The sequence below is a fragment of the Devosia sp. genome, from assembly GCF_034675085.1.
Lineage (GTDB): Bacteria > Pseudomonadota > Alphaproteobacteria > Rhizobiales > Devosiaceae > Devosia.
Map to the genome: position 1 here is coordinate 1 of NZ_JAUCDN010000065.1, position 13,265 is coordinate 13,265.

Consider the following 13,265-nt stretch of genomic DNA (forward strand, 5'->3'; position numbering starts at 1 on the left):
CGATTTCCGCCCCGAGGGTGACGCCGGCCCCGAATTGGGCCGCCTCCCGCCCCAGTTCCGTCGCCAGTTCCATGCGCAACTGCGCATAGCCCGACAGTCCCAGCGCCCGACAGAAGCGAATGACCGAGGCGACGGAGGTGTGGCAGGAAGCGGCCAGTTCGGAAATGGTGTTGTCGAGCACGATACGAGGATTGTCGCGGATGGCCCCGGCGACAAGCCGCATGGCCGGCGTGAAGCTGGCCGTCGATGCCTCGATCCTCGACTGGATGCCCAATCGCTTTCCTCCCGATACCGGTCCTGATGCCAGATTCGCTCCGCCCCGGCGAGGCGGCCATCCTAGCGCAAGTGCTTTAGTTTTGAAACAAAAGTTCAGGTCAGTTCATTTTTTTGGAAATGATTGACAACGGGGCCGCATCGCTTCTAGGCTCATCTCTGGTCAAGGAGGATATTTCGTATGGCATTGCGTTGCGCGTTCTGTTGGCGCGGCCTCACTCCTCCCCTTTCGGCTGGGGAGTGTCGCCGATGAGCGCCGCCCCCGAAGGGCGCCGCGCCCTTATGTCCGAGCTCGATCAACTGGTGTCCGAGGGCCGTAATCCCAGCACCATGGGCATCGACCAGATGGGCACGCGCGATATCCTGACCACCATCAATGCTGAGGACGGCACCGTCGCGAGGGCCGTCGAAAAGGTGCTTCCCGCCATTGCCGATGCGGTCGATGCCATAGTCTCCGCCTTCAATCGGGGGGGGCGGCTGATCTATATGGGGGCGGGCACCAGTGGTCGCCTCGGTGTGCTCGATGCCTCCGAGTGCCCCCCTACTTTCGGCGTGCCTTATGGCATGGTGATCGGCCTGATTGCCGGCGGTCCCGATGCGCTGATGCGCGCCGCCGAAGGGGCCGAGGACAGTGGCCCTGCCGGGGCTGCCGATCTCAAGGCCATCGATCTGACGGAAAAAGACGTGGTCGTCGGCATCGCTGTCAGCGGGCGCACACCCTATGTCATCGGCGGGCTGAATTACGCGCGCGAGATCGGTGCGGTGACGGCGGCACTCTCCTGCAATCCGGCATCCGCCATTGCCGGCATAGCCGATATCGCCATTTCCCCGGTTGTCGGCCCCGAAGTGCTGACCGGTTCGACGCGGATGAAATCGGGCACGGCGCAGAAGCTCGTGCTCAACATGCTGACCACGGCCAGCATGATCCGCATCGGCAAGACCTATCAGAACCTGATGGTGGACCTGCATGCCAGCAACAAGAAGCTGCTGGCGCGCGCCGTGCGCATCGTCATGCAGGCCACCGAATGCAGCGCGTCAGAAGCCGAAGCCGCATTGGAAAAAACCAATAATGACGTCAAGCTGGCCATCCTGGTGCAGTTGACCGGCCTCGATGTCGAGGCAGCGAGGGCAACGCTCCAGTCGGCGGGCGGCTTTCTGCGCCGCGCCATCGACACAGCGGCGGCGTGACGGATTTCAAATTCCGCCGGAATGGGCGGATGGATGTCTCAAGGAGGAATACCCACATGAACTGGACCACTTCTCGTAAACTGCTCGCGGGGCTTGCCATGGCCACCGCGCTCACCACCGCCGTCGCCCTGCCGGTGCAGGCTGCCAGCCTGCGCATGGCCTGGTCGCAGGACGCCACGGGCCTCGATCCGCACAAGCAGACGGCCTTCTCGTCGCTGCGCCTGCTCGAGCTGATCTATGAGCCGCTGGTGCGCCTGGATGCCCAGCTCAACGTTGCCCCGGCCATCGCCGAAAGCTGGGAATTCGCTCCCGACGCCAAGACGTTGACCTTCAAGCTCGATCCCGCCGCCAAGTTCACCAATGGCGCGCAGGTCACGGCTGCTGACGTCAAGGCCTCGTTCGAGCGCGTTCTGGATGAAGCGACCTCCGCTGCTGCGCGCTCGAATTTCCTTTCCATCGAGAGCATCGACACCCCCGATGACGCGACGGTCGTCTTCAACCTCAGCACGGCCGATGTGCCGATTCTGGTGGCCATGGCCACGGTCAATGCCGCCATCGTGCCGGCCAGCGAGATCGAGGCCGGCACCATCGGCACCACTGCGCTGGGCTCGGGCCCGTTCAAGCTCGACAGCTGGGAGCCCAATGCCAAGGAAGTGTTGAGCGCCAATCCCGACTGGGCCGGCGGCAAGCTCAACATCGACGGCATCACCATTTCCGTGCTGCCCGACGAAACCGCGATCCTGGCTTCGCTCCGCGCCGGCCAGACCGATTTCGCCCTGCTCAACGACCCGCTGGTTGCCACCATGGTGCCCAACGAGCCGAACCTGCAGCTCAACCGCGTGGCGAACCTCGCCTACAACGTGCTCCAGCTCAATCCCTCACGTGCTCCGATGGACAATCTGCTGGTGCGCCAGGCCATGTCCTGCGCCATCGACCGCCAGGCCATTGTCGATGCCGCGCTGGCTGGCGAAGGCCAGGTGACCGGCCCGCTGACCATGCCGGCCTTCGCGCAGGATCCCTCGACGCTGTTCTGCTACAAGCAGGACGTGGAGAAGGCCAAGGCGCTGATGGCCGAAGCCGGCGTCGATGGCTTCAGCGCCACCGTGATCGCCGCCACCGGCGAGCCTCCTGTTGCCGCTTCGGAAGCCCAGGTTCTCCAGGCACAGCTGGCCGAGATCGGCGTCAAGCTCGACATCAAGATGATGGAGCTCAACGTCTATGTCGACACCTGGCTCAAGGGCGATTTCGACATGGCGGTGGCACTGAACGGTGGTCGCCCCGATCCCTATCCGATGTATAACCGCTACTTCACTAAGGACGGGAACCTGCTCAAGGTGTCCAATTTCGTCGATGACGAACTGGATACGCTGATGAAGCAGGGCCAGGCCGAAACCGATCCGGCCAAGCGCGTCGAAATCTTCCACCAGTTCGAAAACCATCTGGTGGAACAGTCGCCTTGGTTGTGGCTGTCGACCTCCTATGGCTACACCGCCCAGCTCAAGACCGTCTCGGGCTTCGAATCCTCGCCGACCGGCACGCTGTTCGGCCTGGTCGGGGTTTCGGTGCAGTAAATGAAGGGAGGGGGCATCCATCGTCCCCCTCCCATTCGTCTGACAGGGGCAGTAGCGCGGGTAAACCACTCGGTCATTCCGGCGCAGGCCGGAATCCATGTCCGCCTATCGCCCCCGCATTGAAGTCGTGGTTTGTTCCCTGCATGGATCCCGGCCTGAGCCGGGATGACATCGGGGGTGGGAAAAAGGGCCAGCAATCTCATGAACTACGTGGCGCAGCGGCTGCTGACCTTTCCGCTGATCCTCCTCGGTGTTTCGGTGCTGGTCTTCGTCTCGATCCGGCTGATCCCGGGCGATGCGATCACCGCCATGCTCGGCACCGAGGCGGGAATGATGACCCCGGCGCAGCGGCAGGCGCTTGCCGCCTATTTCGGCATCGATCAACCCGTCTGGAGCCAGTATATGCGCTGGCTGGGTGGGCTGTTTCACGGCGACCTGGGCATTTCCTCCATCTATGGAAAGCCGGTGCTCACCGTCATTCTCGAGCGCTTTCCGCTGACCCTGCAAATGGCGTTGATGTCCATGGTGATCGCCCTTGCCATCGGCGTGCCGCTCGGCGTGCTCGCGGCCACGCGCAATGAGCGGCCCAGCGATCTCGTGGTGCGCGTCTTCGCCATGCTCGGCCAGTCCACGCCCAGCTTCGTCATCGGCGTGCTCATCATCTATGTGCTCTCGGTCTATTTCGGCATGGTGCCGGCCATGGGCACCTTCACCCCCATAACCGTCGATTTCTGGGCCAGCATGGGCCAGCTGATCTTTCCGGCCATCACGCTGGGCTTCGCCTTCGCAGCCTCGGTGACGCGCATCGCGCGTTCGGCCATGCTCGATGTGCTGAGCGACGATTATATCCGCACCGCTCGCTCCAAGGGCGCATCGAGCATAAGCGTGGTCTGGCATCATGCCCTGCCCAATGCGCTGATCCCGGTGGTGACGCTGTCCGGCGTCGAATTTGGCTACCTACTTGGCGGGGCCGTCATCGTCGAGCAGATTTTTGCGCTGCCCGGCCTCGGCCGACTGACACTCGACGCCATCACCCAGCGCGACTATGCCCTGGTGCAGGGAAGCGTGTTGTTCATTGCCTTCAATTTCCTGGTGGTCAATCTGCTCGTCGACCTCGCCTATGTAGCGCTCGATCCGCGCATTCGTTTGGGAGGCCGCTGATGAAAAAAGCGCTGGCCGCCCTTATCCGCCATCCGTCGGGCCGCATCGGGCTCTTCATCGTCGGTCTTTATCTCATCATCGCCATTATGGGTGCCGTGGGGCTGACCCCGCATAACCCGTTGCAGCAATTCATGCTCGACCGGCTCAAACCGCCCAGCGGCAATTTCTGGATGGGCACCGACCTTCTCGGCCGCGACACCATGAGCCGGCTGATGATGGGCATCGGTCAATCGATGGTCATCGCCTTCGCCTCGGTCGCCTTCGCCACCATAGCCGGCACTGTGATCGGTCTGCTCGCGGCCTGGTGGGGCTCGCTCTGGGATGGCATTCTCATGCGGCTGATGGATGTGCTGCTGGCTTTCCCCGCCATTCTTCTGGCCCTGCTCATCATCGCCATCGTCGGTCCCGGCACCGCCACCAGCATCGCCGCCATCGGCATTGTCTATACCCCGATCTTCGCTCGCGTGGTGCGCGGGCCGGCGCTGTCGCTGAAGCGGCGCGATTTCGTCGATGCCGCCCGCACCTTTGGCAGCGCGCAGTCCTATGTACTGACCCGGCATCTGCTCCTGAACCTTGTTGCGCCGCTGGCCGTGCAGGTCACGCTGGCGCTGGCCTGGGCGTTGCTCACCGAGGCGGGCCTTTCCTTCCTGGGCCTGGGCACCCAGCCGCCCACGCCTTCGCTTGGCCTCATGCTGTCCGAAAGCAAGAATCTGATGACGCAGGCTCCCTGGCTGATGATTTTTCCGGCCCTGACCATCATGCTCGGCATTCTGGGCTTCAACCTTGCCGGCGACGCCCTCCGCGACATCCTCGACCCGCGTACGCAAAGGAGGGAAGCATGACCCCGCTTCTTTCCGTCCGCGATCTGCGCGTCGGCTTCGGCCGCGACCCAGGGGCCAATGAAGTGGTCAGGGGCGTCAGCTTCGAGCTGGAGCCCGGCCAGACGCTGGCGATTGTCGGGGAATCCGGTTCCGGCAAATCGGTGACGGCGCTCTCGGTCAACCGCCTCGTCGATTTCGGCGGCGGCCGCATCACCGGCGGTTCGATCCTGTTCCAAAATGCCGACGGCACCATGATCGATGTGACCGCTGCCGACGAAAAAGCCCTGCGCCACGTGCGGGGCCGCGATATCGGCATGATTTTTCAGGAGCCGATGACCTCGCTCAACCCGGTGCACACCATCGGCGCGCAGATCGAGGAAGCCTTCCGGCTCAATCGGGGCCTTGCCGGTGCCGCGGCGAAACAGGCGGCGCTCGACGTTCTGGAGCGGGTCCGCATCCCCGACGCAAAATCTCGGCTCGGCTATTATCCGCACCAGCTCTCGGGCGGCATGCGCCAGCGCATCATGATCGCCATGGCGCTGGCGGCCAGCCCGCGCCTGCTGATCGCCGACGAGCCGACCACGGCGCTCGACGTGACCGTGCAGGCACAGATCATGGCGCTGCTGGCCGAATTGCGCGCCGAAACCGGCATGGCGATGATCTTCATCACCCATGATATCGGCCTGGTCGCCGGCATTGCCGACCGCATCATGGTCATGCAGCACGGTGTCGCGGTCGAGCAGGACGAGACCTCCGTTGTGCTCGACCATCCCCGGCATGAATATACCAAGCACCTCCTGCGCGCGGTGCCGCATTTTTCCGCCGGCAAGGCCGCGCGGGAGGATGGCAAGAGGGCAGGGGGCGGCGAGCCCGTCGTCAGGGTCGAGGATCTGGTGGTGCGCTTCCCGGTGGGCAAGGGGTTCTTTGCGCCGAAGGCGGCCGTCCATGCGGTCGATGGCGTCAGCTTCGATCTGCTGCCGGGTGAGACCCTGGGTATTGTGGGCGAAAGCGGCTCGGGGAAATCCACCACGGCCCGCGCCATTCTCGATCTCGTCAGCCGGCAGCGCGGCGAAATTGCCGCCAAGGTGGGGCACTCCAAACGCCCTATTCAGATGGTCTTCCAGGACCCCTTTGCCTCGCTCAATCCGCGCCTCAATGTCGAGGCGTTGCTGGCCGAGCCGGCCATTGCCAACGGCCAGCGCAAGGACGGCGCGCTGCGCCAGCGCATGCGGTTCCTCCTCGATCGTGTCGGCCTGCCCGAAGACGCGCTGGAGCGCTTTCCGCACCAGTTCTCCGGCGGCCAGCGCCAGCGACTCTGCATCGCCCGCGCACTCATGCTCAATCCCGATGTGGTGGTGCTGGATGAAGCGGTCTCCGCTCTCGACGTCTCGGTGCAGGCCAAGGTTCTTGACCTGTTGATCGATCTGCAGCGCGAGTTCGGCCTCGCCTATCTCTTCATCTCGCACGACATGGCCGTGGTAGAGCGCATCTCGCACCGCATCGCGGTGATGTTTGCCGGCCAGATCGTCGAGATTGGCGATGCCCGCGCCATCCTCTCCGATCCGCAGCACAGCTACACCAGGCGCCTCATCGCCGCCGTGCCGGCGGTGGAGCGGCGCAACCAGCATTTCGCCGTGGACATGACGCAGGTGCCCTCGCTGGTTCGCCCCGCCGGTTACGAGCCGCCGCCGGCTCTTTGGCGCGAAGCCGGGGCCGACCATCTTGTGCGGGAGGAAGCGCCTTGAGCCGGTTCGACCGTGCCTTTGCGCCATTGGCAGCGGCCGTCGAGGCCGGTCGCATTCCCGGCGGCGTTCTGGGCATGGTCGATGCCCAGGGCCATCGCGCCATCCGCTCCGTGGGTGCGGCTCAGATCGTACCCCAGCGCCGCCCAATGACCGAGGACACCTGGTTCGACCTGGCCTCGCTCACCAAGGTCCTCTTCACCACCGAAGCCATATTGGCCCATGCAGAAGCCGGCCGCATCGATCTGGATGCGCCGCTGATTTCCGTTCTGCCCGATTTCCGGCAATACAATGCCGACAATTGGGAGCGGAAGATCACCTTCCGCCAGTGCCTGGGCCATCAGACACCTTTCCCGGCGGTGTTTCCCATCTATACCTATGGCCGCGACCCCGACCTGCTGCGCGCCTTCGTGTTGCAGCACGAATGGAAGGCCGGTCCTGCCGTCTATTCCGACATCAATTTCATCCTTCTGGGCCTTGCGCTCGAACGCCTGGAAAAATGCGGCATACGCGCCATGGAGCCCGGCCTGGGCTTTGCCTGGTCGGCAGATCCCTCTCAGGCTGCCGCCACCGAGGACGACACCTGGCGCCACCGCGTGCTGGCGGGCGAGGTGCATGATGACAATTGCTCGGCGCTGCAAGGGGCGGGCCATGCCGGACTTTTCGGCACTGCCGCCGCCATTCTTGACTTTGCCGCACATAAGCTCACCAGCACCCCGCCCGATGCGCTGATCCGCACGCCGCTTTCCGCCCGCCGCACCCATGGCTGGGAATTGCCCTATGAGGGCTGGTCCGGCGGCGAGCGCTGTTCGGCGCACACTATTGGTCACACGGGCTTTACCGGCACCGGCCTCTGGATCGATTTTGCGCGCGGCCATGCCTGGACGCTGCTGACCAACCGTATTCACCCCACGCGCCATTTCGACAGCGGCATTGTCACGCTGCGCCGGGCGGTGGGCGATCTCGTCAACGCCGACTAAGGAGTAATCGCATGGAGCCGATCTGGGCTGTGGGCCTGATGACCGGAACGGTGCTCGATGGCAATATCGATGTGGCGCTGCTGCGCACGGATGGCGAGACCATAGACCGTTTCGGCCCCTATACGCTGGCGCCCTATCCGCAATCCATCCGCGCCCTGCTAGAGGAAACGCTGGCCCAGGCGCGCAAATGGAATTTCGAGGGCCCCGAGCCGGCCATTTTCGCCGAAGCAGAGGAAGCGCTGACCCGCGCTCAATCCGCTGCCGTGCTGGATCTGGTCAAGCAGGCCGGTCTCACACCCGAAGAAATCGGCATTATCGGCTTTCACGGCCAGTCGGTGCTGCACCGTGCCCCCCAGCCCGGCCGCATCGGCGCCACCCGCCAGCTCGGCGACGGCAAGCTGATGCACGAACTGACCGGCATCAAGGTCGCCTATGATTTCCGCTCGGCCGATGTGCGCGCCGGCGGACAGGGCGCGCCTTTGGCCGCGCTCTATCATCGCGCCCTGCTGGCCATGATCGGAGCCACTGATGGCCGCACGGCGGTGCTCAACCTCGGCGGCGTCGCCAATGTCACCTGGTGGGACGGCGCTGACCGCTTGGTCGCCTTCGATGCCGGCCCGGCCAACGCGCCGATCAATGATTTCATCAAGGGGCTCGGCCTGGGCGATATGGACCGCGACGGTGCCATGGCGCTGCGGGGTCGGGTCGATGAAGAGCGCCTCGCGCGGCTGCTCACCCATCCCTACCTTTCCGCGCCCTATCCCAAATCGCTGGACCGTTTCGATTTTCTCTCCACCATGGCTGATGGCCTCGGTGCCGAGGACGGTGCGGCGACGCTCACGGCCTTCACGACCGGCGCGGTGGGCAAGGCGCTCGATATTTTGCCGCGCCGGCCCGAAAGGCTGGTGGTCTGCGGCGGCGGACGGCACAACCCGGCGATCATGAAAATGCTGGGCGAGCGGGCCAGGGTCGAGGCCGTGCCCGCCGAGGCGGTGGGCTGGCGGGGCGACGCCATCGAGGCGGAGTGCTTTGCGCTTCTGGCGGTGCGGGTGTTGCGCGATCTGCCGATCAGCTTTCCCTCCACCACCGGCGCGCCATATCCGCTGACCGGGGGCGTTCTGGCCGCCTGACCATGTCGTTCATCATCAGCGTCACCGATGCGCCGGCACCCGAGGACCTCGATTTCCTCGGCAAAAGCCTTGCCGGCTTCAACGATGCGGCGGTTGGCCCTTCCGGCCGCCAGCCCCTCGCCGTGCTGGTGCGGCAGGGCGCCGATATCGTTGCCGGCATTTCCGGCTACACCGCCTGGGGCTGGCTTTATACGCAGTGGCTATGGATCGCGGAAAGCCATCGCGGGCAGGGGCTTGCCGGCACCATGCTGGCCCGTGCCGAGGCGGAAGCGCGCCGGCGTGGCTGCCATGGCGCCTATATCGATACCTTCAATCCGCAGGCGCTCCACGTCTATGAAAAGGCGGGCTATGCCGTCTTCGGCGCCTTGCCGGACTTTCCACCCGGCCGCACACGCAGCTTCCTCTCCAAGAGCCTGAGATGACCCGCGGCAATTCCGGTTTCGTCCTCTGCGTGTCCGGTATTGCGCTGATGTGTGGCATGGACGCAGTAGCCAAGGCGCTGGGCGCCAGCTTTTCGCCCTTCCAGATCGTTTTCATGCGCTATCTGGGCGCGGCTCTCTGGCTGGCCCTCTGGATATTTTCCAGCAAGGGAGCATGGCCCCGCATCGACGATATCGGGCGGCAGGCCCTGCGGGCGGTGATGCTGGTGGCCACCGCCAGCCTGTTCTTTTTTGCCGTGACGCATCTGCCGCTCGCTGCTGTCGCCGCGCTGGGCATGACCGCGCCGGTCTACATGACCCTACTGGGCGCCCTGTTCCTGAAGGAAAATATGCGGGGAGGGGCGTGGCTGGCCCTGGCGCTGGGCATCGCCGGCTCAGCCGTCATCGTGTTGGGCGGGGGTGCACTCGAAACCAGTAGCCCCTTGGGCGGGGCGCCGCTGGCCTGGACCGCTGCGGCCCTGGCGCCGGTCGCCTATGCCGTCACCATGGCGCTGCTCAAGCATCATTCCGGGCAGGAGGAACCCGCCGCCATGTCGCTGGGCCAATCTCTCATCGCGGCGCTGCTGGTGCTGCCGCTGGCCTTTGGCCCGCTTCCCGAAATCAACGCCTCCCTTGCCGGGCAGTCGGCTCTGATCGGTTTTCTCGGCGCGCTGGGCTTTCTGCTGCTGCTTCACGGCCTCAAGCGCATGCCGGTCTCGGCCTTTGCCGTTCTCGACTATAGCGGGCTGGTCTGGGCCGCGTTTTTCGGCTTCATCTTCTTTCAGGAAGTGCCCGGCCTGCAATTCTGGCTCGGCGCTCTGCTGATCGTTTCAGCCTGCGCCCTCAACGCCCGTCGCCCCGCGCCTGAGCTGGTGGTGGAGCATTGAGGCGAGGTCTATGATGCCGCGCAATGCGTGAAGCTGATCAGGGGCTCCGCCGACATTTCGACTTTGGGCAGGTGCGCGCCGGCGACGCTCAGGCCATCCGCCCAGCCCAGCGCGATATCCGGCTCACCGGGTTGGCGCAGGGTCAACTGCAATCCATCCGTGTCCATGGAAAGAGTGCAGGCGGCAATCCTGGCTGCGAAACCGTCTAAATCATTGTTCCGACTGACGATAACGCTCCATCCCTGCCGCGCGCCATGGCAGCGGTATTCAAGGCCGGCGGTAGGGCCGCTGCGCACCGCGTCGATCGGCCCGGTCGCCTTGAAGGCGACCTGCGCCCTCGGGCTGCGCAGGATCAATGCGTCGCCCATCAGGTGATGCTCGACGCCGCAGCGCGCCGCATAGACATGGGTAAAGTCGAGCCGCTCGCCATCCAGATGATAGAGCAGCATCGCCACCGCGCCATGCTGGCCCAGCCGGGGTAGGCGGCCATTGCCGGCCCAATAGGAAGGCCTGTGCTGGCCCCAGGGGTCGTCTTCGCCGGGATGGTTGATCCAGGCGCGGGCCATGGGATGGGAGACGAAGCGGATGTCCAGAACATGCTGCTGATGGCCGAAAGCCCCAGCCTTGGCGCCGCTATTGGTCGAAAGCTGCACATGGGCGCTCTTGTGCAGCGCCAGCAGGGCAGCCGGACCATATCCCTGCCGGTAGCGCGCCTCGATCACCTTACCCGTCGACGGAAAAGCCAATGCATTCAGATTGTTGGGAGGAGTGTAGCGGCCGGCGGCAAACATGGGCAGCGAGGCGACGCCGGAGTTCAGCCAGCCCGTGCCGAAGGCGACGGCGGCAAAGGGCGCCAACTCGGTCAGAGGGCCGGCGCGCAGCTCCTTGTCATAGGCGCGGCCCATGGAGCCGGCCGGAACGCCGTCGAGTGTGTGCAAGGCCAGCATGGTGAAAATGCGGTCGCAGAGGGCGCTGGCGCGCGCGGCCAGCGGCGCGGGCGCAAATTCCACCAGCGCGAGAAGGCCAATGAAATCAACCGGGTAATAGGCTGCCGAATTCCATTCGGCCAGGCCGTCCTCCTCCACCGCGTCAAACCATGCCTCCAGTCTTTCGGTCGCCAGAGCCGCTTGCCGGCTTCCGGTTCGGGCCGAGGCGGTGAAGAGGCCATCGGGCCAGATTTGCCCGGCAAGCAATTGCGAAACATGGAAGCAGAGGGCGTGGTTCTCACTCCAGAACCACATCACGTCATTGCCGGGCTCATCGACCCAATAGCGGAATTCGAGCATGGCCCGCTCGGTGCGCCGGCGTAAATCGTCTGGAAAATCAGCGCCGTAGCGCTGGAAAGCCCAGAGCAGCGGCACGGCGATGAAGTCGGCGCAGTCGCGCCGTTCCTCGATGGTGAGCAGGGTTTGTTCGAGAATGGGCCGGATGCGGGGGTCCGCGGCGCGGCCGGTGGCGAAAAGCGCCAGTGCCGTGCCCATGCGCATTTCACCAAATTCGACTGCATATTCAAGGGCCTGGCGCTTCCGGGCCGCAAGATCGCCGGGCAGGGTGCGGGGCAGGGAAACATGCAGAACGGCGCAGGCGATCTCGCGCTCCACCTTCGCTGATCCAGCAGAAAACGTAAGAAATACAGTGTGATAGCCGTCCGGCAATTCCGCGCCACGGCAGAGGACCAGCGCGGTTTCACCGGCCGGGAGGGTCAGATGGCGATCGAGGAGGGTGGCGTGGGTGTGGGAAGTGGAGGTAATGCGGGCGGAAATGGTGACGTCCAGAGGGGCGGGGTCGTCGAATTTCAGAACCAGGAGCCCTTTTGAATCAATGACTTCCTCAGTGGGGCGAACCTGGGTGGCGAGGGTCTTGAGGGCGTCGACGGGGCCGGTTTCGGCACTGGCGCCGGGGAGGGAGATGGCGAGGCTGGAATTGCCCTCAAGGACAAGCTCGAAGAACCAGGTGACGTCGCGCTCGGCCATTTCCTCCATGAAAACAATGACTTCGCTTCCCCCTGCCTTGATGGGCAGATGCACGATGGTGTGCTGGGTCTGGTTGCGGGTGAAAGGCTCGAAGCGGGCGGCGATTAACCCGTCGACCCAAATGTGAATCCCGCCGCGAGTGGAAAGGCGGAAGGACTGATAGCCATCCTGCGCAGCAGAAATATAGGTGCGGCACCAACGGCTTAGCCGGATCGGGCGCGAGCAGAAAAGCGAGAATTCGACCCGCCTGCTGCGGCCGGGCAGGTAGAGGCTCTCCACCGGCCAATTCCTGTCTAAAACCAGGGTCCGGCCGGCCACTTCGGCCCAGGTGGCGACGCGGCAGGGCAGGTCGCCGACATCGACGAAGCCATTGATATATTTGTAATTTTGCGGATCGCTAGCCGGGGCGGGCTCGCCGGGAAAATAGCGCGCCTCGACGGAAGAAAGCTCCCAGGCGTTGAGGCTGTCGCCACGGGCCAGCGTCAGGAGTGTTTTCACTTTTGGGCCGAATTGGTTAGCAGACTGTTATCGTTGAGCCTCACGGATCGATAGCGCAGGAGCGCTTCAAGCTGATCGATGAGACCGGGCAGTTCCGAAGGGGCGTCGATGCGGTAATCGGGCACTTCGGAGGCGTCGGCGGGCACGTGGCTGCGCAGGGTGGACCAGGCCATGAAAACGGAGGTGATGCCCAGCGCGTTGGCGCCGCAAATGTCGCGCGCCAGATTGTTGCCGACCATGACGACGCGCCCGGCATCGGCGCGGGTGAGGCCGGCGGCGGCAAGGGCGGCGTCGAACATGCGGGCATCGGGCTTGGTGGCGCCGACATCGCCGGAAATGATGTGGGCGTCGAAATGCTCCCACAACCCATGATGGGTGAGAAGATTGATGAAGGTCTGGCGCGGGCCGTCGGCGACGAGGATCAGGGTGTGGCCGGCGGATTTGAGGGCGTCGAGCATGTCCCTCGCGCCGGGAATGAGATCGCCGCTGACCACCACCTCGCTGCCGGGCAGCTTGACCTCGGTGCGCTCATCGACAAGCGTGTCGCCGCAATCAAGGAAGATGGCGCCCAGATGCGGCTGCTCAAGCCGCAGCCGCGCCAATTCGGCCGTCACCCGAGGGG

12 protein-coding genes are annotated in these 13,265 nt (G+C 64.6%); 9 read left to right on the forward strand and 3 right to left on the reverse strand.

The genetic code is table 11. From position 1 onward, the window contains the following. The coding region (locus VDP82_RS06190) for a MurR/RpiR family transcriptional regulator (RefSeq protein WP_416347086.1) at nt 1-274 on the reverse strand (274 nt) is incomplete at its 3' end. Between the two features lie 248 nt (nt 275-522). On the opposite strand from VDP82_RS06190, the gene murQ reads away from it, so the two are divergent. The 9 genes from murQ to VDP82_RS06235 all read left to right on the forward strand — a co-directional run bounded on the left by murQ (nt 523) and on the right by VDP82_RS06235 (nt 10,172). Further along, nucleotides 523-1,461 carry an N-acetylmuramic acid 6-phosphate etherase gene (gene murQ / locus VDP82_RS06195; RefSeq protein ID WP_323013978.1) on the forward strand — a complete coding sequence of 313 codons (939 nt, stop codon included), beginning with the start codon at nt 523-525 and terminating at the stop codon, nt 1,459-1,461. 56 nt (nt 1,462-1,517) lie between these two features. Further along, nucleotides 1,518-3,032, forward strand: coding sequence for an ABC transporter substrate-binding protein (locus tag VDP82_RS06200; RefSeq protein WP_323013979.1), 1,515 nt, complete (start codon nt 1,518-1,520; stop codon nt 3,030-3,032). Between the two features lie 201 nt (nt 3,033-3,233). Next, a complete protein-coding gene (locus tag VDP82_RS06205; RefSeq protein ID WP_323013980.1) occupies nt 3,234-4,193 on the forward strand; it encodes an ABC transporter permease in 960 nt (319 codons plus the stop codon). Beyond that, nucleotides 4,193-5,035, forward strand: a complete 843-nt coding sequence (locus VDP82_RS06210) for an ABC transporter permease (RefSeq protein WP_323013981.1) — start codon at nt 4,193-4,195, stop codon at nt 5,033-5,035. The genes VDP82_RS06205 and VDP82_RS06210 overlap by 1 nt, the downstream gene beginning before the upstream one ends. Continuing rightward, on the forward strand, nt 5,032-6,759 hold the full coding sequence (locus tag VDP82_RS06215; protein ID WP_323013982.1) for an ABC transporter ATP-binding protein: 1,728 nt from the start codon (nt 5,032-5,034) through the stop codon (nt 6,757-6,759). The genes VDP82_RS06210 and VDP82_RS06215 overlap by 4 nt, the downstream gene beginning before the upstream one ends. Further along, nucleotides 6,756-7,736: a serine hydrolase gene (locus tag VDP82_RS06220; protein WP_323013983.1), complete on the forward strand. Its 981-nt coding sequence runs from the start codon at nt 6,756-6,758 to the stop codon at nt 7,734-7,736. The genes VDP82_RS06215 and VDP82_RS06220 overlap by 4 nt, the downstream gene beginning before the upstream one ends. Nucleotides 7,737-7,747: 11 nt before the next feature. Continuing rightward, on the forward strand, nt 7,748-8,866 hold the full coding sequence (locus VDP82_RS06225; RefSeq protein ID WP_323013984.1) for an anhydro-N-acetylmuramic acid kinase: 1,119 nt from the start codon (nt 7,748-7,750) through the stop codon (nt 8,864-8,866). Nucleotides 8,867-8,868: 2 nt separating this feature from the next. Continuing rightward, nucleotides 8,869-9,288: a GNAT family N-acetyltransferase gene (locus VDP82_RS06230; RefSeq protein WP_323013985.1), complete on the forward strand. Its 420-nt coding sequence runs from the start codon at nt 8,869-8,871 to the stop codon at nt 9,286-9,288. Beyond that, nucleotides 9,285-10,172: a DMT family transporter gene (locus VDP82_RS06235; RefSeq protein WP_323013986.1), complete on the forward strand. Its 888-nt coding sequence runs from the start codon at nt 9,285-9,287 to the stop codon at nt 10,170-10,172. Before VDP82_RS06230 ends, VDP82_RS06235 begins: the two co-directional genes overlap by 4 nt. A gap of 8 nt (nt 10,173-10,180) precedes the next feature. On the opposite strand, the gene VDP82_RS06240 is transcribed toward VDP82_RS06235, so the two are convergent. Both VDP82_RS06240 and VDP82_RS06245 read right to left on the reverse strand, forming a co-directional pair. Next, a complete protein-coding gene (locus VDP82_RS06240; protein ID WP_323013987.1) occupies nt 10,181-12,643 on the reverse strand; it encodes a hypothetical protein in 2,463 nt (820 codons plus the stop codon). Then, nucleotides 12,640-13,265: HAD family hydrolase (locus VDP82_RS06245; RefSeq protein ID WP_323013988.1), on the reverse strand; the 626-nt coding region annotated here is incomplete at its 5' end. The genes VDP82_RS06240 and VDP82_RS06245, both read right to left, overlap by 4 nt.

What these genes read in the sequence shown, in the direction of transcription:
- murQ (WP_323013978.1), top strand. Translation starts at nt 523, where the DNA reads ATGAGCGCCGCCCCCGAAGGGCGCCGCGCCCTTATGTCCGAGCTCGAT.
- VDP82_RS06200 (WP_323013979.1), top strand. Translation starts at nt 1,518, where the DNA reads ATGAACTGGACCACTTCTCGTAAACTGCTCGCGGGGCTTGCCATGGCC.
- VDP82_RS06205 (WP_323013980.1), top strand. Translation starts at nt 3,234, where the DNA reads ATGAACTACGTGGCGCAGCGGCTGCTGACCTTTCCGCTGATCCTCCTC.
- VDP82_RS06210 (WP_323013981.1), top strand. Translation starts at nt 4,193, where the DNA reads ATGAAAAAAGCGCTGGCCGCCCTTATCCGCCATCCGTCGGGCCGCATC.
- VDP82_RS06215 (WP_323013982.1), top strand. Translation starts at nt 5,032, where the DNA reads ATGACCCCGCTTCTTTCCGTCCGCGATCTGCGCGTCGGCTTCGGCCGC.
- VDP82_RS06225 (WP_323013984.1), top strand. Translation starts at nt 7,748, where the DNA reads ATGGAGCCGATCTGGGCTGTGGGCCTGATGACCGGAACGGTGCTCGAT.
- VDP82_RS06230 (WP_323013985.1), top strand. Translation starts at nt 8,869, where the DNA reads ATGTCGTTCATCATCAGCGTCACCGATGCGCCGGCACCCGAGGACCTC.
- VDP82_RS06235 (WP_323013986.1), top strand. Translation starts at nt 9,285, where the DNA reads ATGACCCGCGGCAATTCCGGTTTCGTCCTCTGCGTGTCCGGTATTGCG.